This is a genomic window from Delftia sp., assembly GCF_059499305.1.
On record NZ_JCABYI010000040.1, the window covers coordinates 101,986 to 122,184 of the forward strand.

18 protein-coding genes are annotated in these 20,199 nt (G+C 68.6%); 8 read left to right on the top strand and 10 right to left on the bottom strand.

All coding sequences use genetic code 11. The features are described 5' to 3' along the window. Positions 1-6 precede the first annotated feature (6 nt). Both AC5I49_RS28230 and AC5I49_RS28235 read right to left on the bottom strand, forming a co-directional pair. Entirely contained in the window at positions 7-978 is a 972-nt protein-coding gene (locus AC5I49_RS28230) for a 2-hydroxyacid dehydrogenase (protein ID WP_133073707.1), read from the bottom strand. Then, the gene (locus AC5I49_RS28235) at positions 975-1,388 is read right to left on the bottom strand and encodes a VOC family protein (RefSeq protein ID WP_012207434.1); all 414 of its coding nucleotides are present in this window, start codon (positions 1,386-1,388) and stop codon (positions 975-977) included. Before AC5I49_RS28235 ends, AC5I49_RS28230 begins: the two co-directional genes overlap by 4 nt. A 131-nt stretch (positions 1,389-1,519) precedes the next feature. On the opposite strand from AC5I49_RS28235, the gene AC5I49_RS28240 reads away from it, so the two are divergent. Further along, positions 1,520-2,374 (top strand): LysR substrate-binding domain-containing protein, encoded by an 855-nt coding sequence (locus tag AC5I49_RS28240; protein WP_043790060.1) that lies wholly within the window; start codon positions 1,520-1,522, stop codon positions 2,372-2,374. Positions 2,375-2,390: 16 nt separating this feature from the next. Here AC5I49_RS28240 and AC5I49_RS28245 read toward each other — a convergent pair whose 3' ends face one another. Both AC5I49_RS28245 and AC5I49_RS28250 read right to left on the bottom strand, forming a co-directional pair. Then, positions 2,391-3,395: a tripartite tricarboxylate transporter substrate binding protein gene (locus AC5I49_RS28245; protein WP_016445478.1), complete on the bottom strand. Its 1,005-nt coding sequence runs from the start codon at positions 3,393-3,395 to the stop codon at positions 2,391-2,393. 50 nt (positions 3,396-3,445) lie between these two features. Next, complete coding sequence (locus AC5I49_RS28250) at positions 3,446-4,633, bottom strand: M20 family metallopeptidase (protein WP_495790207.1); 1,188 nt, start codon at positions 4,631-4,633, stop codon at positions 3,446-3,448. A gap of 70 nt (positions 4,634-4,703) precedes the next feature. On the opposite strand from AC5I49_RS28250, the gene AC5I49_RS28255 reads away from it, so the two are divergent. Continuing rightward, positions 4,704-5,468, top strand: coding sequence for an IclR family transcriptional regulator (locus AC5I49_RS28255; RefSeq protein WP_495790208.1), 765 nt, complete (start codon positions 4,704-4,706; stop codon positions 5,466-5,468). Positions 5,469-5,631: 163 nt separating this feature from the next. Continuing rightward, entirely contained in the window at positions 5,632-7,050 is a 1,419-nt protein-coding gene (locus AC5I49_RS28260) for an RtcB family protein (protein ID WP_495790209.1), read from the top strand. 15 nt (positions 7,051-7,065) lie between these two features. Here the strand turns inward: AC5I49_RS28260 and AC5I49_RS28265 are convergent, their stop codons facing one another. After that, positions 7,066-9,036 carry a sigma-54-dependent Fis family transcriptional regulator gene (locus AC5I49_RS28265; RefSeq protein WP_244387833.1) on the bottom strand — a complete coding sequence of 657 codons (1,971 nt, stop codon included), beginning with the start codon at positions 9,034-9,036 and terminating at the stop codon, positions 7,066-7,068. Between the two features lie 322 nt (positions 9,037-9,358). Here AC5I49_RS28265 and exaC point away from each other — a divergent pair, with 322 nt between their 5' ends. After that, positions 9,359-10,882 carry an acetaldehyde dehydrogenase ExaC gene (gene exaC / locus AC5I49_RS28270; RefSeq protein ID WP_012207447.1) on the top strand — a complete coding sequence of 508 codons (1,524 nt, stop codon included), beginning with the start codon at positions 9,359-9,361 and terminating at the stop codon, positions 10,880-10,882. 67 nt (positions 10,883-10,949) lie between these two features. Continuing rightward, the gene (locus AC5I49_RS28275) at positions 10,950-11,324 is read left to right on the top strand and encodes a DUF779 domain-containing protein (RefSeq protein ID WP_047326464.1); all 375 of its coding nucleotides are present in this window, start codon (positions 10,950-10,952) and stop codon (positions 11,322-11,324) included. An 18-nt stretch (positions 11,325-11,342) separates the two neighbouring features. On the opposite strand, the gene AC5I49_RS28280 is transcribed toward AC5I49_RS28275, so the two are convergent. From AC5I49_RS28280 to AC5I49_RS28295, 4 genes are all read right to left on the bottom strand, one after another. Further along, the gene (locus AC5I49_RS28280) at positions 11,343-11,930 is read right to left on the bottom strand and encodes a peroxiredoxin (protein WP_016445472.1); all 588 of its coding nucleotides are present in this window, start codon (positions 11,928-11,930) and stop codon (positions 11,343-11,345) included. A gap of 76 nt (positions 11,931-12,006) precedes the next feature. Beyond that, positions 12,007-15,075 (bottom strand): efflux RND transporter permease subunit, encoded by a 3,069-nt coding sequence (locus AC5I49_RS28285; protein ID WP_495790210.1) that lies wholly within the window; start codon positions 15,073-15,075, stop codon positions 12,007-12,009. Continuing rightward, positions 15,068-16,234, bottom strand: coding sequence for an efflux RND transporter periplasmic adaptor subunit (locus AC5I49_RS28290; RefSeq protein ID WP_495790211.1), 1,167 nt, complete (start codon positions 16,232-16,234; stop codon positions 15,068-15,070). Before AC5I49_RS28290 ends, AC5I49_RS28285 begins: the two co-directional genes overlap by 8 nt. Positions 16,235-16,311: 77 nt before the next feature. After that, entirely contained in the window at positions 16,312-16,929 is a 618-nt protein-coding gene (locus AC5I49_RS28295; RefSeq protein WP_046240240.1) for a TetR/AcrR family transcriptional regulator, read from the bottom strand. Between the two features lie 89 nt (positions 16,930-17,018). Here AC5I49_RS28295 and AC5I49_RS28300 point away from each other — a divergent pair, with 89 nt between their 5' ends. Together AC5I49_RS28300 and AC5I49_RS28305 are read left to right on the top strand one after the other, a co-directional pair. Next, complete coding sequence (locus AC5I49_RS28300) at positions 17,019-18,518, top strand: efflux transporter outer membrane subunit (protein WP_495790212.1); 1,500 nt, start codon at positions 17,019-17,021, stop codon at positions 18,516-18,518. A gap of 142 nt (positions 18,519-18,660) precedes the next feature. Further along, complete coding sequence (locus tag AC5I49_RS28305) at positions 18,661-18,987, top strand: DUF4148 domain-containing protein (RefSeq protein WP_016450897.1); 327 nt, start codon at positions 18,661-18,663, stop codon at positions 18,985-18,987. 71 nt (positions 18,988-19,058) lie between these two features. Here AC5I49_RS28305 and AC5I49_RS28310 read toward each other — a convergent pair whose 3' ends face one another. Then, positions 19,059-19,526, bottom strand: a complete 468-nt coding sequence (locus tag AC5I49_RS28310; protein WP_495790213.1) for a nuclear transport factor 2 family protein — start codon at positions 19,524-19,526, stop codon at positions 19,059-19,061. Positions 19,527-19,610: 84 nt separating this feature from the next. Between AC5I49_RS28310 and AC5I49_RS28315 the strand changes: the two genes are divergently transcribed. Continuing rightward, positions 19,611-20,189: a TetR/AcrR family transcriptional regulator gene (locus tag AC5I49_RS28315; RefSeq protein ID WP_160852866.1), complete on the top strand. Its 579-nt coding sequence runs from the start codon at positions 19,611-19,613 to the stop codon at positions 20,187-20,189. Positions 20,190-20,199: the final 10 nt, after the last annotated feature.

A 20,199-nucleotide genomic window follows, 5' to 3' on the forward strand; every position in this document is an offset into this window, starting at 1 on the left:
CCGCCCTCAGTAGCCCCGCGCCGCGTCCACCGCCTGCGGCAGCTCGCCGCTGGCGCGCCAGCGCCGGATGTTGCCCGCCACGATGGCCGATGCCGTCGCGCGGTCCGTGGGTGCCGAGATGTGGGGCAGCACGGTCACGGCGGGATGCGCCCATTGCCAGGACGATTCTGGCAGGGGCTCCTGGTCGAACACGTCCAGCACGGCATGGGCCAGGCGGCCGCCGTCCAGGGCGGCGCGCAGCGCGGCATCGTCCACGATGGGGCCGCGCGCAAAGTTGATCAGCGAGGCATGGGCGGGCAGCGCGGCCAGCGCCTGCGCGCCGACGATGCCGCGCGTCTGCGGCGTGAGCGGCAGCAGGCATACGAGGATGTCGGTCTGCGCCAGCATGGCGGGCAGCTCGGCATCACCCGCATGGCATTGCACGCCGTCCATTTGCCTGGGCGTGCGGCTCCAGCCGCGCACCTGGAAGCCTGCCGCCAGCAGCCGCTGCGCGGCGGCCTTGCCCAGTGCGCCCAGGCCCAGCAGCGATACCGTCCTGTCCTGCGCGCGCACGCCGTCATGCGCCAGCCATTGGCGCGCGGTCTGCTGGCGGGCATAGCGCGGCATGTCGCGGTGCAGGTACAGGGTCCAGGCCAGCACGGCCTCGGCCATGGTGTCGGCCAGTTGCGGGTCCACCAGGCGGACGATGCGCAGGTCGGTATCGCCCAGTTCGGCCACCAGGCGCTCCACGCCGGCCCAGACGCTGTGCACCCATTGCAGGCGCGGCAGCGTGCGCAGGTCGGCGGGCTGGGGGTTGGCGACGATGGCGACCTCGCAGGCCGCGCGCTGGCCCGCATCCAGCGTATCGAGCGCCACCACGCGCTCCTCGGGCAGGGCCGCCTGCAGGGCCTGCAGCCAGGCCTGGGCTGCCGGATAGCCGGGTGCGCAGACAAAAGGAAGCGGGGGGAGCGAGGCGCGAGGAGACAGCGAACCGCTCATTTGGCGAAGACCTTGTCCAGGTCGGCGAAGCCCTTGACCTCGATGGGATTGCCGCTGGGGTCGCGGAAGAACATGGTGGCCTGCTCGCCGGGCTCGCCCTCAAAGCGGATGCCGGGCTGCAGCACGAAATCCACCACGCCGCCCGACAGCCGCGCGGCCAGGGCCTTCCAGTCGTCCATGGCCATCACCAGGCCCAGGTGGGGCATGGGCACCATGTGGTCGCCCACGCGGCCGGTGTTCGTGACCGGGAAGGGCTCGCCCAGGTGCAGCGAGATCTGGTGGCCGAAGAAGTCGAAGTCCACCCAGGTCTCGGTGCTGCGGCCTTCCTGGCAGCCGAGCAGCGTGCCGTAGAAGGCGCGCGCTTCGTCCAGATCGCGGACATGGTAGGCAAGGTGGAAGCTGGTGCGCATGGCTGATCCTTTGGTTGTGCTTGTGGTGCAGGCAGGTTCGCAGGCCGTGGCCTGCCGTGGGTGGCGCGAGCCTAGCAGAGGCTTTTCAAAAGTGATAGCGTTGATTTCTTTGCAATCCCCAAGGAAATCTTTTGGAGACCCGCTATCTCAAGAGCCTGATCGCCGTGGTGGACAGCGGCTCCATCGCCGATGCGGCGCGCGCCGAGCACCTGACCGCCGCCGCCGTGGGCCAGCGCGTGCAGGCGCTGGAGCGCGAGCTGGGCTTTGCCCTGCTTTCGCGCAGCGGCCATGCGGCCCGCCCCACCCAGGCCTGCGTGGCCCTGCTGCCGCGCGCGCGGCGCCTGGTGCGCGAGGCCGCGCTGCTGGGCAGCGATGCCAGCGCCGATGGCCTGGCCGGCACGCTGCGCATCGGCGCCATCTCGACCGCGCTCACGGGCATGCTGCCGGCCGCGCTGCGCAAGCTCACGCAGGCGGCGCCACAGTGCCGGCCCGTCATCGTGCCGGGCACCTCGCGCGCGCTGTTCCAGATGCTGCAGGCCGGCGAGCTCGATGCCGCCGTCATCGTGGCGCCCCCTTTTGAACTGCCCAAGGCGCTGCGCAGCGTGCAGCTGCGCCGCGAGCCGCTGGTGCTGCTGGCCCCGCCCCAGGCACGCGGCCGGCCTGCCGCGCTGCTGCGCAGCCTGCCCTACATACGCTACGACCCCGATGCCTGGGGTGGCCGCCATGCGGCCGACTGGCTGGCCGACCAGGGGCTGGAGCCTGCGGTGCTGTGCGACCTGGACGCGCTGGAGGCCATTGCCATGCTGGCCGCCGACGGCATGGGCGTGGGCCTGGTGCCGCACTGGACGGGCCTGGAGCGCTTCATGGGCGACTGCCGCATGCTGCCCATTGCGGGCGCCGCCTATGAGCGCGCCATCTTGCTGGTGACCAGCGCCGAGCCCGACCTGCCGCGCATGGCCGAGCTGCTGGAGGGTGCACTCGCGTAGGTTGCGGCCTTCGTTCTCAATCCGCCTGCACGTATCCCGTGACGCGGATCATCTCGCGGTACTTGGCGATCTCGCGCGCATAGGCGGCCGCTGCATCGTCCAGGCCCATGGGCTTGGCAACGTCACGGCCGTCGGCCTCCAGTTTGGCGATGACCTGCGGGTCCAGCAGGGCCTGGCCGATGGCCTGGTTCAGGCGCTGCTTGACGTCCTGCGGCGTGCCGCGCTTGACGAAGTAGCCCGCCAGGCTGGCGTACTCGAAATCGCGCAGCGCCGGCACTTCGGTGATGCTGGGCACGGCCGACAGCACGGCAGGCCGGTTGCGCGACAGCACGGCCAGCGCCCGGAAGCGGCCGGTGCGGATCATCTCCAGCATGGACGCCTGGAACGGCATGATGCTGAAGTCGATCTGGCCGCCGGCCAGGTCCTGGATCACGGGCGCCGTGCCCGCATAGGGCGCGTGGGTGAACGGCACCTTCACCACCTTGCCCATGTACTCGGTGATCAGGTGGTAGAGCGAGCCCACGCCCACCGAGCCGTAGGTCAGCGAATTGCTCTCGTTGCGCGAGCGCGCCAGCGCCAGGAACTCTTGCATGTTCCGGGCCGGCAGGCCCGAGCGCACCAGCAGCACCAGGTGGGTGACGGTGATGTACTGCAGGTTCTCGAACGCATCGGGCTGGTAGCGCACGGCCTTGTTGGTGAGCGGCGGCAGGATGAGTTCGTTCTGCGTGCCCTGGAAGAACATGCTGCCGTCGGCCCTGGCGCCCAGCACTTTGGATGCGGCAATCGTCCCCGTGGCGCCGCCCAGGTTTTCCACGATCACCTTGGCCGCCAGTCCCTCGCCTATGGGCTTGCTCAGGATGCGGGCGCTGACGTCGCTGGGCCCGCCTGCCGGGTAGGGCACCATCAGGCTGACCGGGCCGGGCGCCGAGGCCGCGGCAGGCTGCAGCAGCAGGGGCGCCAGCGGCAGGCCGGCGGCGATTTTCAGGAGCGAGCGGCGTGTGGGCAAGGCAAGTGGATTCATGGAAGTGCACCAGGCAGTGGCTTGAGGGGAAGGCGGGAATCAGGCGCGCCCTACCACCGTGCGTGGGGCAGGCGCGCAATGGTGTGGAGCACCGCCAGGCCGCGCGGGACAATGGTTTCCACCTCGCAGTACTCGTCGGTGGTGTGGAACTTGCCGCCCACGGGGCCGGTGCCGCACAGCGTGATGGCGCCCAGGCTGGAGGTCACGCCCGAGTCCGCGCAGCCGCCGCTGAACTCGCCCTCGGCCTTGTGGCCCAGCGCGCCCAGCTCGGCCTGGTACAGCTCGAACAGTTGCTGCGACTGCGGCGTGGGAACGAAGGGGCGGAACTCGCCGGTGATGTTCAGCGTGGAGCGCGTGCCCTGGATGAAGGACTTGTCGCAGATGCAGCGGATGCGGCCCACCAGGGACTCGCGCTGGTCCAGATCGAAAATGCGCAGGTCGATGGCCGCCTTGGCCGACGGCGCCGACGTGTTCACCGACAGCCCGCCCGACACCAGGCCCACGTTGACCGTGACGCCCTTGTCCAGGTCGGTGAGCGCGTCCAGCGCCACCACCTTGTGCGCCAGCTCCGAGATGGCGCTGATGCCCTCGGCGAAGTTGGCGCCCGAGTGCGCCGCCTTGCCCTCGATCTCCACGCCGAAGAACACGCCGCCCTTGCGGCCCGTGACCACGTTGCCCGAAGGCCGGCCGGGCTCCGCATTGAAGACAAAGCCCGCCTTGCGCGCAAAGGGCTCGATGACGGACTTGCTCAGGGGCGAGCCGATTTCCTCGTCGCAGGTGAACAGGCCCGTGACCTCGGGCGCAGGCTCCGCGCTGTGGGCCAGCGCAGCCAGCAGGAAGGCGTTCATGACGATGCCCGACTTCATGTCGGCCACGCCCGGGCCGTAGGCCCTGCCGCCTTCGATGCGGAACGGCCTGCGCGCGGCCTCGCCTTCAGGGAAGACCGTGTCGCAGTGCCCCATCAGCAGCACGGGCCTGCCCACGGTGCTGCCCGCGTTCACGGTGACCGAGATCGCGGCCTCCACGCCATCGACGAAATGCGGGCTGACCTGCAGCCCCTGGCCCAGGAAGAAGGCCTCCAGGCGCCGGAACACGCGCGCCACGCCGTGCTTGTCGAAGCTGCCCGAGTCGATGTTGACGATGTCGGCCAGCAGCGAAAGCATGTTCTCCCGCTGGCCCTTGATCCACTCCGACGCGCCGACCGCCCGGTCCGCACTGACAATGGCTTGCTGTGGCATCCGCTGCCTCCGTATTTTTCAATACTTGGTATTGTTATTTAATACTTCAGATTCACAATCAGGTAAAACGATGATCGAAAACGCGTTGTATGTGGGTTCCGTGGGCAAGGCATTCCGCGTGCTGGACTGCTTCAAGGGCGCGGCGGGCGACCTGAGCCTCACGGAAATCATGGAGCGCAGCGGCCTGGACAAGAGCGCCGCTCAGCGCTACGCCTACACCCTCAGCGCCGAGGGCTACCTGCAGCAAAACAGCCAGACCCGCCGCTACCGGCTGGGGCCGGGCGTGCTGGACCTGACCTTCCACTTCCTGCGCACCCATGCGCTGGCCGAGGCGCTCAACCCCCTGCTGCTGCAGCTGTCCAAGGACACGGAGCAGAAGATCAGCCTGTCGCTGCGCGACGGCGACTGGCTGGTGCATGTGCTGCGCCACCAGACCAGCACCGAGCACTACCATGCCTCCCTGGTCGGGCGGCGCGTGCCCCTGCAATGCACGGCAGGCGGGCGCGCCGTGATGGCCCGGCTGGACGAGGCGCAGGTGGAGCAACTGCTGGCCCCCGGCCGCCTGGTGGCCAGCACGCCCCGGACGCTGACCACGGCCAAGGCCGTCCAGGCGGAACTGAAGAAGGTGCGCGAGCGCGGCTACGCCATGGTGGTGGATGAATTCATCATGGGCGAGGTCGCGCTGGCCGCCGCCGTGGTCGATGCCGAAGGCGTGCCGCTGGGCGCCCTGCACCTGAGCGGATCGTCAAGCCAGTGGAGCGGCGCCGACTACGCGAAGAAGTTCTCGCCCCTGCTGCTCAACGCCATCGCCCAGTACGAGCGGCGCAACGCGTAGCGCCTGCCGTCCAACGCGGATCCCGCTATACTGCGCCCCTTCTTTCTTGAACGAGCTGCTGCAGGAAAGACGTTTTCCGGGCCTTTGCCGCCCGGGTGTCTTTCATCGTCCGTACACCCACCGGACGCGGCGAGCGCCAACCAGGCCTCGCGGATCTGCAGCCATGAGCACTCCTCAACGACTCCAGCGTGCCTTTGCACGCACGGGCATCTCTCTCGACTATCGCGACGGCATCTACCACGTGCGCGATGGCCAGGCCGAGGCCCACATTCTTCTTCCCGACAGCCTTCCCCTGGAGGACAAGGCCGTGCGCCAGTTGCTGGCCTTTGCGGCTGTGCGCCGGCATGACGGCCAGGGCAGCCACGGCGCCGTCTGCCGCGCCTGCGCCACGCCCGACTTCCATCCGGGCACGGTGGCGCCCGTGGGCAGCGTGGTGGCCACGCCATCGGACTTCGTCATTCCGGCCGCCATCGGCACGGACATCAACTGCAGCGTGCGCCTGCTGACCACGGGCGCAAGGCTGGACCAGCTGGCGCCGCACAAGGGCCGGCTGGTGGAACTGCTGAGCGCCAGCCTGCTGGGCAGCGGGCGCGACGTGCCCGTGACCACGGCCGCCTTCCGCGCGCTGTTCGACCACGGGCCGGCCGCCTTTGTGGACCGGCTGAGCGGCCAGGGCCTGTGGGGCCATGTCGACAGGGACCGCCTGCACCGCGAACTGGCCGCCTGCATCGGCCTGGACAGCTTCGCTGGCAGCGCCCGCCACGCGCCCCATGCCTATCTGCAGGAGCGCCATGCCGTGTTCCGCGACCCGTGCCTGGGCACGGTGGGATCGGGCAACCATTTCGTGGAACTGCAGGTGGTCGATGAGGTGCTGGACCGCCACGCGGCCTACCGCTCGGGCCTGCGCGCGGGCGACGTGGCGGTGATGATCCACAGCGGCTCGCGCGACCTGGGCTTTTACGTGGGCCAGGCCTGGATGGACCGCGCCCGGGCCGAGTGGCCGCAAGGCGTGAAGCACCCGGCCAGCGGCCTGTACGGCCTGTCGGGTCCGCTGGCCGGCGAGTACCTGCAGGCCATGGGCGTGGCGGCGCGCTATGCCTGGGCCAACCGCGTTGTGCTGGCCGAGCTGGTGCGCAAGGACCTGGAGCAGATCGTGGGCGCAGCGGATTCGCGCCTGGTGGTCGATGTGCCGCACAACGTGGTCCTGCAGCAAGGCGGCATGAACATCCACCGCAAGGGCGCCACGCCGGCCAACGAGGGCGACTTCGCGCTGATCCCGGGGTCCATGGGCGATGCCTCCTACCTGGTCACGGGCCTGGGCGCGGCCGACTGGCTCTGGTCCTGCAGCCATGGCGCGGGGCGGCGCATGCGCCGCCAGGCCGTGCGCGCGCTGCGCCCCGAGGCACGTGCAGGCCATGCGGCCGAGCAGGGCTGGCAATGCGTGACGCTGCGCGAGGAGCGCCGCATCGAGGAGGCGCCCGAAGCCTACAAGCCCATCGGCCCGGTCATCGAGTCGCAGGAGGCGGCCGGCCTGATCCATGCCGCCGTGAAGCTCAGGCCCTGGATCACCTTCAAGGCCTGAGCACCGGCAGGCGCCTCACTGCAGCCGCAAGCCGTCCGCCGCACGGTCCTGGGCCAGCTTGCGGTACAGCGTCTGGCGGCTGATGCCCAGCATGCGCGCGGCCTGGGTGACATTGCCCCGGCAGTTCTCCAGCGCCTGCCGCACGGCCGAGCGCGAGAGTTCATCCAGGCTCTGCGGCGCAGCGTCGAGCCGGGGGCCGCTGCGGGCGGTCTGCACCAGCTCGGCCTGGAAGTCGTCGGGCAGGTGCTGCCACTGCAGGCAGTCCTCATGGGGATCGAGCATGGCGCAGGCCGTTCTCAGCACGCTGGCGCACTGGCGCAGATTGCCGGGCCAGCCATGGCCGGCCAACTGCGCCAGCAGGGCCGGTGCCATGCGCAGCGGGCGCGCGGGTTCGATGTCGGCCAGCATGCGCGCGGCCAGTGCCTCGAAGTCGCCCCGCTCGCGCAGCGGCGGCAGCTCCACGGCCAGGCCGTTGATGCGGTAGTAGAGGTCGGCACGAAAGCGCCCCTGGTCGGCATCCTCGCGCAGCCTGCGGTTGGAGGCGCTGACCAGCGCGAAATCGACCGCAACGGGCGTGCCACCGCCCAGCGGCACCACCTGCCGCTCCTGCAGCACGCGCAGCAGCCGGGTCTGCAGCGACAGCGGCATGTCGCCGATCTCGTCCAGGAACAGGGTGCCGCCGTGCGCCTGGCGCAGCAGGCCCGCCTGTCCTTCGCGCCGCCCGCCCGTGAAGGCGCCCTGGCGGTAGCCGAACAGCTCGGCCTCGATCAGCGACTCGGGCATGGCCGCGCAGTTGATGGCCACGAAGGGGCCGTCGCGGCGCGGCCCGCTGTCGTGGGCCGCGCGCGCAAACCATTCCTTGCCCACGCCGGACTCGCCCTGGATGAGCAGCGCAATCGGCTTGCCCAGCACGCGCCGGGCCTTGTCGGCCGCCGCACGCCAGCGCGCATCGCCCGTGTCCAGCCGCGCCAGCGCATCGCGGGGGGCCTGCCGTGTTTCCCCCGCTTGCCGCGCTCCCAGCGCCTCCTGCACTGTCTGCGCCGCCGCCCCCGCCATGATGGTGCGCCGGTCCGGCACCAGCTGGCCGAACAGCGCCGTGCCGTCATGGCGCCGCAGCGGCTGGGCCGCATCGGGCTGGCGGTGCTGGCGTGACAGCAGCTCCTGCAGGCTGGCGTCCAGCACCTGGTCCAGCGCCACGCTGCCCAGCTGCGCGTGCGACAGGCGCAGCAAAGCCAGAGCGGCGCGGTTGGCACCCACCACCCAGCCGTCGCCCGAGATCAGCGCAATGCCTTCGCCCACCGTGCCAATGCCTTCGGGCCGCGCGTGCAGGTGCAGGCGGATGTGGCGCTGGCCGTCGCAGGCCATGAGGCGGTTTTCGATCATGCGGGCCGCCGTGCCGACCAGGCCCAGCGTGTGCGGGCTGCCCCGGCCATATTCGCTGGAGATGTCCAGGATGCCCAGCAGCTGGCCCGTGCCCGACAGGATGGGCGCGGCCGCGCAGGTGAGAAAGCCGTTGCGCTCCAGGAAATGCTCGCCGCCCTGGATTTCGATGGAGTCCATCTCGGCCAGTGCCGTGCCGATGGCATTGGTGCCGCGCTGCGCCTCATGCCAGGACGCGCCGCTGGCCAGGGCCACGCGCTCGGCCTTGCCCAGAAAGAAAGGGTCGCCGCAGGTATCCACCAGGGTGCCGCAGGGGCCGGCCAGCACCACCACGCTCTGGCTGCCGCGCACTTGCTCGGACAGGTATTCCATGACGGGCCGTGAATGCGCCAGCAGCGCATGGTGGCGGCTGCGCAGCACGCCCAGCGCATGCTGCTCCAGGTTGTCGGCGGCGCCCAGGCGCCCGGTGGGACGCAGTCCCTGCTCGATGCAGCGCTGCCACGAGCGCGCCAGGCGCTCGTCCACCAGGCCGCTGGGGCAGCGGCCCGACTCCATCAGGCTGTGACGGGCCTGGCGCAAGGCCACAAGGGAGGCTCTCGATTGCATGCTGTCTCCTGCTCGGGCGTCATTGCGCCGCGTTGCGGGCCAGTATGCGGGGCCGGCGGGCACCGGGCAAGCCAAGTGGCGGGTCAGGCGCCCGACTGTTCCATTTCTGGACAGTTGTCCTGTTGCGCGACGTCACGGCACAGGGCGAACGCGCACGGGAATACCCGCAGCAGCCACGTCCCGCGCGCCTTTGCGGGCACCTGCCCTGCGGCCTGCGGGCTGGCACGGCTTTTGAATCATGTCTGCCGTCCGGCCATGGCCGGATATCCCGATCCACACCCGATCACAACAGACCCATAAGCATCCTCAGGAGACAAGCAGCATGACCGTCTACGCAGCACCCGGCGCCGCTGGCGCCAAGATCGCCTACAAGGCCCGCTACGACAACTTCATCGGCGGCAGGTTCGTACCTCCGGTCAAGGAGCAGTACTTCGACGTGGTCACCCCCATCAGCGGCAAGGTCTACACGCGCGCCGCGCGCTCCACGGCCGAGGACATCGAACTGGCGCTGGACGCCGCCCATGCCGCCAGCGACGCCTGGGGCCGCACCAGCGCGGCCGAGCGTGCGAACGTCCTGCTGAAGATCGCCGACCGCATCGAGGCCAACCTGGAGCTGCTCGCCTATGCCGAGACCGTGGACAACGGCAAGGCCATCCGCGAGACGCTGAATGCCGACATCCCGCTGACCGTGGACCATTTCCGCTATTTCGCGGGCTGCGTGCGTGCCCAGGAAGGCGCGCTCAGCCATATCGACGAGACCACGGTGGCCTATCACATCCAGGAGCCGCTGGGCGTGGTGGGCCAGATCATTCCCTGGAACTTCCCCATCCTCATGGCGGCCTGGAAGCTGGCGCCCGCGCTGGGCGCAGGCAACTGCGTGGTGCTCAAGCCGGCCGAGTCCACGCCCATCAGCATCCTGATCCTGGCCGAGCTCATTGCCGACCTGCTGCCGCCCGGCGTGCTCAACATCGTCAACGGCTTCGGCCGCGAGGCCGGCATGCCGCTGGCCACCAGCAAGCGCATCGCCAAGATCGCCTTCACGGGCTCCACCTCCACGGGCCGCGTGATCGCCCAGGCCGCCGCCAACAACCTGATCCCTGCCACGCTGGAGCTGGGCGGCAAGTCGCCCAACATCTTCTTCGCCGACGTGATGGACAAGGACGATGCCTTCCTCGACAAGGCCGTCGAAGGGCTGGTGCTGTTCGCCTTCAACCAGGGCGAGGTCTGCACCTGCCCCAGCCGCGCGCTGATCCACGAAAGCATCTACGACCGCTTCATGGAGCGCGTGCTCCAGCGCGTGGCCGCCATCCGGCATGCCAACCCGCTGGACACCGACAGCATGATGGGCGCGCAGGCCTCCAAGGAGCAGCTCACCAAGATCCTGTCGTACCTGGACCTGGGCAAGCAGGAGGGCGCCGAGGTGCTGGCCGGCGGCGGCCAGGCCCATCTGGGCGGCGACCTGGAAGGCGGCTACTACGTGCAGCCCACGCTGTTCAAGGGCCACAACAAGATGCGCATCTTCCAGGAGGAAATCTTCGGCCCCGTGCTGGCCGTGACCACCTTCAAGGACGAGGCCGAGGCCCTGGCCATTGCCAACGACACGCTCTACGGCCTGGGCGCGGGCGTGTGGAGCCGCAACGGCAACGTGGCCTACCGCATGGGTCGGGCCATCAAGGCCGGGCGCGTGTGGACCAACTGCTACCACGCCTACCCGGCGCACGCGGCCTTTGGCGGCTACAAGGAATCGGGCATCGGCCGCGAGACCCACAAGATGATGCTGGACCACTACCAGCAGACCAAGAACCTGCTGGTCAGCTACAGCGAGAACAAGCTGGGCTTCTTCTGAAGTTCTTCCCAGGTGAATGCGGCCGGCGGCGCGCAGCGCGGCCGGCCGTCCAGGAAAGGACCACCCCATGGTTGACAAAGTGATTGCCACCGAGGCCGCGCTGGCGCTGATCGCCGACCTGCAGGCGCAGCACGGGCCGGTGTTCTTCCACCAGTCCGGCGGCTGCTGCGACAACAGCGCCGCCAACTGCTACCTGCCCGGCGAGCTGACGATAGGCGCCCAGGACGTGCTGCTGGGCCAGGTGGGCGGCGCGCCCTTCTACATCGGCAAGTCGCAGTACGAATACTGGAAGCACACCCAGCTCATCCTCGACGTGATCGAGGGCCAGGGCGGCACCTTCTCGCTGGAGGGCAGCACGGGCAAGGCCTTCCACACGCGCTCCAGGCTGTTCACGGACGAGGAATACGCCGAGATCCTGGCCGGCGAGGGCAACGGCCCCTGACAGGGGCCGCGCGGCGGGCTACTTTCCGGTCAGCCGCTTGACCGCGGCCTCGGTCTGGCGCACATGCTCGTCCGGGTCCGAGCCCATGTGCACGAAGCGGACCTTGCCGTCCTGCCCGATCACGTAGGAGATGCGGTCGGCGCGCTGGGGGTTGGCGGCGGCCGAGGCGTCGTAGGCGCGGATGGTCTGCGCCTGCGGGTCCGATGCCACGGCGAACTGGTCGCGGCAGGCCTCGGTGGAAAAGCGCTTGAGCGTATCGATGTCGTCATGCGACATGCCCACCACCGTGGCGCCCATGGCCGCGAAACGCGGCGTGGCCTCGGCAAAGGCGTGGGCTTCCATGGTGCAGCCCTGGGTGAAGGCCTTGGGGAAGAAATACAGCACCACCGGCCCCTTCCTGAGCGTGGCGGCCATGTCGAAATCGAAGGCCTTGCCCGCCACCGCGGCCGGCGTGGTGAAGCGCGGCGCGGTGTCGCCCACCTTGAGCGCTGCCTGGGCCAGCGGCGACAGCAGCAGCGCCGCCAGCACGGGTGCGGCGGCGCGCGCGCAGCGGCGGCCCCAAGAGGTGCGATGGTGGGTGGAATCGCCGCAGCGGATATCGGACATGCATGGCCTCCTGAGCCTGGAACGGGATGCGCCATTGTGGCCAATCGGCCCGGGCCGCTGGCGCATTTGCCGTGGATCAGCGCGGGGATTCGCCGGGCCTGATCCTGAACCAGATCGAGTACATGGCGGGCAGGAAGACCAGCGTCAGCACCGTGCCGGCCAGCGTGCCGCCGATCAGCGTATAGGCCAGCGTTCCCCAGAACACCGATTGGGTCAGCGGGATGAAGGCCAGGATCGCCGCCAGCGCGGTCAGGATCACGGGCCGGGCGCGCTGGACGGTGGCCTCCACCACCGCCTGGAACGGCGCAAGCCCCTCCTGCTCGTTGTGCTGGATCTGCCCGATCAGGATCAGCGTGTTGCGCATCAGGATGCCCGACAGCGCGATCAGCCCCACCAGTGCATTGATGCCGAAGGGCTGCTGAAAGACGATCAGCGTCGGCACCACGCCGATCAATCCCAGGGGGCTGGTCAGGAACACCATGACCATGGCCGATATCGACCGCACCTGCAAGATGATGATGATCAGCGTGATGGCGATCATGATCGGGAACAGGGGCAGCATGGCCGTCATGGCTTTGCCGGATTCCTCGATGGAGCCGGCCTCGTCGATGCGGTAGCCCGCAGGCAACGCCTTCCTGATGGGCTCCAGCTGCCGGGTGAGGGCCGCCGAGACATCGGGCGGCTGCAGGCTGTCATCGATGTCTCCGCGAACCGTGATGGTGGGCATGCGGTCGCGGCGGCGCATGACGGGCTCCTCCATCTGCACGGTGACCTCGCCCAGCTGCGACAGCGGTATGCGCTGGCCAGTGGCGTTGGTGAGCGTGAAGTCGCCGACCCTGGCCACATCGTGGCGGGTGCCGCCCGCAGAACGCGCCATCACCTGCACGGTGCGGATGTCCTCGCGCACGGTGGTCACGGGCACGCCGCTGAGCAGGAACTGCAGCTGCTGCGCGACCGCCGCGGAGGTCAGGCCCATGGCCTGCAGCCGGTCCTGGTCCAGGGTGAAGCGCATGACAGGGGTGCGCACGCCCCAGTCGGAGTTCACGGTCCGCATCATCGGGCTGTCGTGCAGCACCTGGTGCACCTGGCCGGCAATGTCGCGCAGCCGCTGCGGGTCGGGGCCGGAGACGCGATACGCCACGGGGAACGGGGAGTACGGCCCGAACACGATCTGCGATGCGCGCACCTGCGCCTGCGGGGCCAGTCCCTGGGCGATGGCCTCGCGCAACCTGAGCTTGAGTGCGTCGCGCTGCGCCTGGTTGGCGGTGCGCACGACGATCTTGGCGAACGACGGGTCGGGCAGCTCAGGGGAGATGGCCAGAAAAAAGCGCGGTGCGCCCTGGCCGATATAGGCGGTCACGATCTCCGATTCGGGCTGCTGCAGCAGCCAGGCTTCCACCGTGCGGGTGGTCTCGCTCGTCTGGCCGATGGAGGTGCCGTAGGGCATCTGCACCTCGACCATCACCTCGGGCCGGTCGGAGATGGGAAAGAACTGCTTCTTCACGATGGACATGCCCAGCACGGAAGCCACCATGAGCCCGCCCACGACTGCGGCCACCATGCCCTTGCGGGCGATCACCTTGCCCAGCACGCGCCGCAGGCGCTCGTAGCGGGGCGTGCCATACATCGCCGCATGTCCGCCTTCGACCTTTTTGAGAGGGGGCAGCATCTTCACGCCCAGATAGGGCGTGAACACCACGGCCACCACCCAGGACACGATGAGCGCGATGCCGACGATCCAGAACATGTTGCTGGTGTACTCGCCCGCCGTGGAGCGTGCGAATCCGTTGGGCATGAAGCCCACCGCCGTCACCAGCGTTCCGGACAGCATGGGCGCCGCGGTATGGCTCCAGGCGTAGGCGGACGCGGCCACGCGGTCGTAGCCCTCCTCCATCTTCACCACCATCATCTCGATGGCGATGATGGCGTCGTCCACCAGCAGGCCCAGCGCAAGGATCAGCGAGCCGAGCGTGATGCGGTCGAAATTCTTTCCCGTGGCGGCCATGATGATGAACACGGCCGCCAGCGTCAGCGGCACGGCCGCAGCCACCACCACGCCAACGCGCCAGCCCATGCTGGCGAAGCACACCACCAGCACGACCAGCAGCGCGGCCAGGAACTTGAGCATGAACTCATCGACGGAGGCGCTGATGTTCACGGCCTGGTCCGTCACCTTGGTCAGGCCCATGCCCAGCGGCATGTCTGCGTTGATGGCGCCCACCTCCCGGTCCAGCGCCTTGCCCAGGTCCAGCCCGTTCCAGCCGTCGCGCATGACGACGCCCAGCAGCAAGGCAGGCTCCGCACCGTTGCGGATGATGAAGGTCGAGGGGTCTTCGTAGCCGCGCTGGACGGTGGCGATGTCGGACAGCTTGACCGTGCGGCCCTGGGCCACGATGGGCGTGTCGCGGATCTTCTGCAGCGCGTCGAACGCCCCGTCGATGCGGATGAACACCTGGGGTCCCTGGGTCTCCACCGACCCGGCAGGCGTGAGTGCGTTCTGGTTGTTCAATGCCGCGAAGACGTCCTGCGGGCTGATGCCCAGCGTGGCCAGGCGCTCGTGCGAGAACTCCACGTAGATCCGCTCGGATTGCTCGCCGACGATGTTGACCTTCTTGACGCCCGGCACATGCAAAAGACGCTGGCGCAAGGCTTCGGCATCGCGCACCAGCGCCCGGGGCTCCTCGCCGCGCGCCTTGAGGGCGTAGATCGCAAAGGTCACGTCGGCGTACTCGTCGTTCACCATCGGGCCGATCACGCCTGCCGGCAGGTTGCGGGCCTCGTCACCGAGCTTCTTGCGGGCCTGGTAGAACTCCTCCTGCACCTCGCCGGGGGGCGTGGAGTCGAGCAGGGTCAGCGTGGTGAAGGCCAGCCCCGGCCTGACGAAGGTTTCGGTGCGGTCATACCAGCGCAGCTCCTGCAGGCGCTTTTCCAGCTTCTCTGCCACCTGGTCCTGCATTTCCTGCGGGGTGGCGCCAGGCCAGGCCGTGATGATGGTCATGACCTTGACGGTGAAGGCCGGATCCTCCGCCCGGCCCAGCTTCAGGAAGGCAAAGACACCCGTCAGCGAAATCAGCAGGATCAGGAACAGCGTGATGGAACGCTCACGGACGGCAAGCGCCGACAGGTTGAAACGGCCTTCACTCACGGGACACTCCCTTGGACACGGAGGACGCCGTGGACGTTGTTGCCGTTGTTGCCGTTGAAGGCGCCGGCGCCTCGCTGTCCAGCCGCACCTGCGCCCCCTCGCTCAGCAAATGCGCGCCGAGCGCGACGATCCGGTCCCCCTGGTCGAGCGCACCCACCACCTGGGCATTGCCGTCCTGCACCTGAACCACGGTGACGGGCTGGCGCCTGACCTGATCGCCCTGCACCACCCAGACAGCGGCGCCCTTGCCCTCGTCGAGGATGGCGCCGATGGGGACCTGCAGGGTTGACTTGCCGGCCGTCGATGTCGATGTCGATGTCCCGCCAATCCTGAGCGTGACCGTGCTGCCCAGCGGGGCGCTGGCCGCCGCGCCGGCGTCCAGCACATAGCGGGCCTCAAAGGTGCGGGTGGCCCGGTCGGCCACATCGGACAGCTGGCGCAGTCTGGCGGGGATGACCACATCCTCCCTGCCGAACAGGCGGGCCTGGGCCGCCGAGCCCAGCGCGGGGCGCAGTGTCTCGGGCAACTGGACGACCGCTTCGCGCCTGCCGGCATGGGCGAGGCGCACGACCACCTGGCCGGCACTGACGACCTGGCCAGGCTCGGCAAGTGTTTCCATCACGATGCCATCGGCATCGGCCAGCAGTTCGGCGTAGCGGCTGGCGTTCAGCGCTGCGGCGGCCTGCGCTTCGGCCGCCCTGAGCTGGGCGCGGGCGGCATCCGCGGCCGCCTTGATCTGTTCATGGGCCAAGGCCGAAACGGCACCCGTTCCCTGCAGGTCCCGGTAGCGCTGCTCCTCGTCGCTGGCCTGCTGAGCCCGTGCCCTGGCGGCTGCGACGGCCTCCTGCTGGGCATGGGCGGCCAGCTTCAGGTCCACCGGGTCGAGGCGCAGCAATGCCTGGCCGCGCCTGACCGTCTGGCCTGTATCCACCAGGCGCTCGAGCACCTTGCCGGCCACGCGAAATCCAAGATCGCCCTGCACCCTGGCCGCGATGGTGCCGGTGAAGACACGCTCGGAAGCATTGCCTGGCGCTACCAGGACGGTGCGAACGAGGGGTGGCTGGGTGCGCGGATCCGGCGGCGGGCTTTTGCCGCAGGCTGCGAGTGCAAGTGACAGTGCGCCGACAGCGGCGATGGACAGATGGCGGTGCCGAAGCATGAGGGGGTCCCGATCAATGAGCAGGACCCGATTCTGTGATTAGTGACCATTTATGTCAATGGTCACAACTGCAGGATTTAGGGCGACAGGCTTCTCAGCACCAATCCGGCCAGTTGTGCGGGCGCCTCGTCCGCATGGTCGAGGCTGTGCTGCAGCATCACCGGGTTCAGATAGGGGAGCATGACCAGAAAGATGGCGCGCCCGGTTTCATCCAGCGGCGTCTTGCGCTCGAAATCGCCCCGCTGGCGCCCGGCGTCGAGCACCTGCAGCAGCAGCTGATGCATGCGTTCCTCATAGGCCTGCGCTGCCTGCCAGCGCTCGGCCGACGCCGAAATGGCGATCTCGTACAGCTTGCGGTCCTCGGAGAAAAGCCGCAGCGTGGCAGCGACGATCGCCTTGAACAGGCGCCGCAGCTGCTCGGGAGGCGCATCCGTGCTGGCGACGGCCTGGCGGATCTCCGCCTCCATCTCCATCAGGCAGTTGGAACAGATCATCTCGCCGATGACCTGCTTGGACTCGAAGAACTTATAGATGTAGGCCTTGGAAAAGCCGATGGCCTTGGCAAGGTCGGACACCGTGGTTTTCTCGTAGCCGTAGCGGCTGAAATGCGCTTTCGCCGCAGTCACGATCTGTTGCCGGACATCGTGTTCGACCGGGCCGCGCGCAGAGGTCGGATAGACGTTGGTGGTGCTCATGCGGCCTAGCTTACTCCATCAAAAAAATACTATGCAAGTGACCATTTTGGAATATAGTCACAGCGTCACCACGCTTCTGACTGTTGAACATGCCGCGTCTTGCCGCCCCCGTCTTTCTGATGCTCGCCAGCCTTTGTGCAGGGTGTGCGGTAGGCCCTGACTACCAGCCGCCCGCCACGGCCCTGCCCCAGGCCTACATGGGGGGCCGCGTTCTGGGTGAGGGCAAGCCTCCCTCGCCGGACTCCCCCACGGACCTTGCAGCCTGGTGGGCAGCCTTTGGCGATGCGCTAATGGCGCGCCTCGTCACGGCGGCATTGCAGCAGAACCTGGATGTTGCCCAGGCCGCTGGCCGCGTGCTTCAGGCACGCGCCGGGCTGGACGCGGCGGCAGCTGCGTTGCTGCCGTCGGCCCAGGTCTCGGCGCAAACGGCCAGGAGCTATCAGTCGGTCGAGACTCCGCTGGGCCGGGTGCTCGACTCCATGCCGGGGTTCGATCGCTACGGCAGCGCCCAGGAGGCCAACCTCGGGGCCAGTTGGGAGCTTGATCTCTTCGGTGGCCTGCGCAAGGCCAGGCAGGCTTCCCTGGCCGAGTACCAGGCATCGGAAGCCGGCGCCACTGCCGTGCGGCTCGCGGTGGCCGCCCAGACTGCGGACATCTATATCCAGATTCGCGGCCTGCAGGCGCGGCTGGCAGTGGCACGCTCGCAAGTGCGGACCCAGCAGCAACTGCGCTCCATCGTCGAACTGCGGTTTGGCAAAGGCCTGGCATCAGAGCTTCAATTGCGCCAGGTCGAGGGGGCACTTGCGCGGGCGCAAGCAACCATCCCGCCGCTGGAGAACGCGCTCGAAGCCGCCCTCAACGCCATGGACGTGATGCTGGCCACGGCACCCGGCACGCACCGGGCAGAGCTGGCCGATCCCCGCCCGGTCCCCGTGCTGCCAACCCTTTCCCTGGCGGAGGCGCCCGGCGATCTGCTGCGGAGACGCCCGGACCTCATAGCGGCGGAGCGGCGCCTGGCAGCGTCGAACGCACGCATCGGCGTGGCGATCGCCGAGTACTACCCGAAGCTGTCGATCAGCGGCCTGATCGGCAGCGCCACCTCCATCTCCGCGGGCAATCTCTTCAGCGCCGGCGCGTCGCAGGCAAGCGTTGTGGGCGGCCTGCGCTGGCGGCTGTTCGACTTCGGTCGCATCAACGCACAGATCCACCAGGCGCAGGCACAGGAGGCGGAAAGCCTTGCCGCCTACCGGCAGTCGGTACTGCGCGCCACGGAAGAGGTGGAGAACGCCCTGGTGTCTCAGGACAAGCGGCAGGAGCTGATGGCCGTGCTCGCCAGGGGCGCGGATGCGCTCACGCGGGCCCGGCAGGCCGCAGGCGCCGCCTACGACAAGGGCGTGGTCAGCCTGATCGAGGTGCTGCAGGCGGATGAAAGCCTGCTGGGCGTGCTGGATGCACAGGCGCAGGCCCGGATGGAGTCGGCGCGCTCGACGGTGGCGATCTTCAAGGCGCTGGGCGGCGGCTGGACGCCGGAGCCTTCCAGGGCATTGGCGGCCGCCAGCCACGGTCTTCCCGCCAGCGTTGCCCCCTGAACCTGCCACTTCCCGAAAGGAGCCCCCTTTCCACACACAGCAAAGCAACTGAACACCCCTGCGGGACATGCGGCCCGGGCGCCCTGCCCACGCGGGCGGCCGAAGCCATGGCCCGGCTCCACCCACCCCCATCCGTCAAACCATGCCAAACACAACCCCCTCCCCCACCGTTGCTGCAGCCGCACGCATCCTGAAGCCGGCGCTTGCGGCCATCGCCTTCTCGAGCTGCTTCGCAGCCCATTCGCAGCCGCAAGACGCCTCGGCAGCCACATCGGACGCAGCGCTTTCCCGCGCCGAAGTCATCGCCGATCTCGCACTCTGGCGCCGCGCCGGATTGGACCGCCATGCGGAGATATCGATCTCCTACGGAGTCGAAACGCAGGAATATCGGGCCGCATACCAGGAGTACCTGCGCCTTCGCAACAGCGAGGCGTTCCAGGCGGAGGTCCGCAAGGCGCTGAGTCGGTAAGGCGGAGCGCCTTCCCGCCCAGGCCATCGCGGCAGCGGCTGGCTGCCCAGGGACGTGGCCCGGGGCTTTGCCTACAGGCCCAGGTCGGACAGACCGGGGTGGTCATCGGGGCGACGCCCCAGCGGCCAGTGGAACTTGCGCTCCGATTCCTGGATGGGCATGTCGTTGATGCATGCGAAGCGCCGGCGCATGAGACCGTCGGCCTCGAACTCCCAGTTCTCGTTGCCGTACGACCGGAACCAGTTCCCGGCATCGTCGTGCCACTCATAGGCGTAGCGGACTGCGATCCGGTTTTCCGCGTACAGCCAAAGCTCCTTGATCAGCCGGTAGTCCAGCTCCTTCTTCCACTTCCTCTCAAGAAGGGCCTGGGCCTCGGCGCGGCTGTTGGCGAACTCCGCCCGGTTGCGCCATTTCGTGTCGGGGGTATAGGCCATCGCGACCTCGGCCGCATCGCGTGTGTTCCATCCATCCTCGGCCAGACGGACCTTTTGGACGGCGCTTGCGAGAGAGAACGGGGGCAGGGGTGGGCGAGTTTCCATGATGTGACCTTTGAAAAGATGTAGAACGATCTGTCTACATGCGCCACTCTAACGGAGGTGGAACGATCTGTCTACAATGTCTTCATGAAAACTTCCCAACCATCTCTCGAGTCACTGCCGCCCCGCGAGCGCATCCTGGTGGCAGCCCATGGCCTCTTCTACGCGGAGGGCATCCGGGCCACGGGCGTGGACCGGATCATCGAGCGGTCGTCGGTCAGCAAAGTCACCTTCTACCGCCAGTACGCCAGCAAGGACGACCTGATCCGGGCGTACCTCGACTACCGCCATGAACGGTGGATTTCCTGGTTCCAGGCCAGCCTGGCGCAGGAGGCCGCCGGGGGCTCGTCAGCGTTGGATGCCCTGTCCACCACCCTCAGGAGCTGGTTCGGCCAGCCCGACTTTCGGGGCTGCGCCTTTCTCAATGCCGCTGCCGAACTGGGCTCGTCCGACCCTGAGATCCTGGCGACGGTCCGGCGGCACAAGCAGGAAATGTCGTCCGTGCTGGATCGCCTGTTCGGTGGCCGTTCCGTGTCCGTGGGCGCTGCGCTCACCCTGGTGGCGGATGGCGCCATCGTCCATGCGCAGATGGGTCAGCCGATCGATGAAGTCATGGCGAACTTCAAGGCAGCGGCCGAAGGGATCGTGAGCCGCCCCGGGTGGTGAGCAGGCTCAG

Bases quoted from the DNA above. Each gene is read 5' to 3' on its own strand.
- AC5I49_RS28230 (WP_133073707.1), bottom strand. From the start codon at position 978: ATGAGCGGTTCGCTGTCTCCTCGCGCCTCGCTCCCCCCGCTTCCTTTT.
- AC5I49_RS28235 (WP_012207434.1), bottom strand. From the start codon at position 1,388: ATGCGCACCAGCTTCCACCTTGCCTACCATGTCCGCGATCTGGACGAA.
- AC5I49_RS28245 (WP_016445478.1), bottom strand. From the start codon at position 3,395: ATGAATCCACTTGCCTTGCCCACACGCCGCTCGCTCCTGAAAATCGCC.
- AC5I49_RS28250 (WP_495790207.1), bottom strand. From the start codon at position 4,633: ATGCCACAGCAAGCCATTGTCAGTGCGGACCGGGCGGTCGGCGCGTCG.
- AC5I49_RS28255 (WP_495790208.1), top strand. From the start codon at position 4,704: ATGATCGAAAACGCGTTGTATGTGGGTTCCGTGGGCAAGGCATTCCGC.
- AC5I49_RS28260 (WP_495790209.1), top strand. From the start codon at position 5,632: ATGAGCACTCCTCAACGACTCCAGCGTGCCTTTGCACGCACGGGCATC.
- AC5I49_RS28265 (WP_244387833.1), bottom strand. From the start codon at position 9,036: ATGCAATCGAGAGCCTCCCTTGTGGCCTTGCGCCAGGCCCGTCACAGC.
- exaC (WP_012207447.1), top strand. From the start codon at position 9,359: ATGACCGTCTACGCAGCACCCGGCGCCGCTGGCGCCAAGATCGCCTAC.
- AC5I49_RS28275 (WP_047326464.1), top strand. From the start codon at position 10,950: ATGGTTGACAAAGTGATTGCCACCGAGGCCGCGCTGGCGCTGATCGCC.
- AC5I49_RS28280 (WP_016445472.1), bottom strand. From the start codon at position 11,930: ATGTCCGATATCCGCTGCGGCGATTCCACCCACCATCGCACCTCTTGG.
- AC5I49_RS28290 (WP_495790211.1), bottom strand. From the start codon at position 16,234: ATGCTTCGGCACCGCCATCTGTCCATCGCCGCTGTCGGCGCACTGTCA.
- AC5I49_RS28295 (WP_046240240.1), bottom strand. From the start codon at position 16,929: ATGAGCACCACCAACGTCTATCCGACCTCTGCGCGCGGCCCGGTCGAA.
- AC5I49_RS28300 (WP_495790212.1), top strand. From the start codon at position 17,019: ATGCCGCGTCTTGCCGCCCCCGTCTTTCTGATGCTCGCCAGCCTTTGT.
- AC5I49_RS28305 (WP_016450897.1), top strand. From the start codon at position 18,661: ATGCCAAACACAACCCCCTCCCCCACCGTTGCTGCAGCCGCACGCATC.
- AC5I49_RS28310 (WP_495790213.1), bottom strand. From the start codon at position 19,526: ATGGAAACTCGCCCACCCCTGCCCCCGTTCTCTCTCGCAAGCGCCGTC.
- AC5I49_RS28315 (WP_160852866.1), top strand. From the start codon at position 19,611: ATGAAAACTTCCCAACCATCTCTCGAGTCACTGCCGCCCCGCGAGCGC.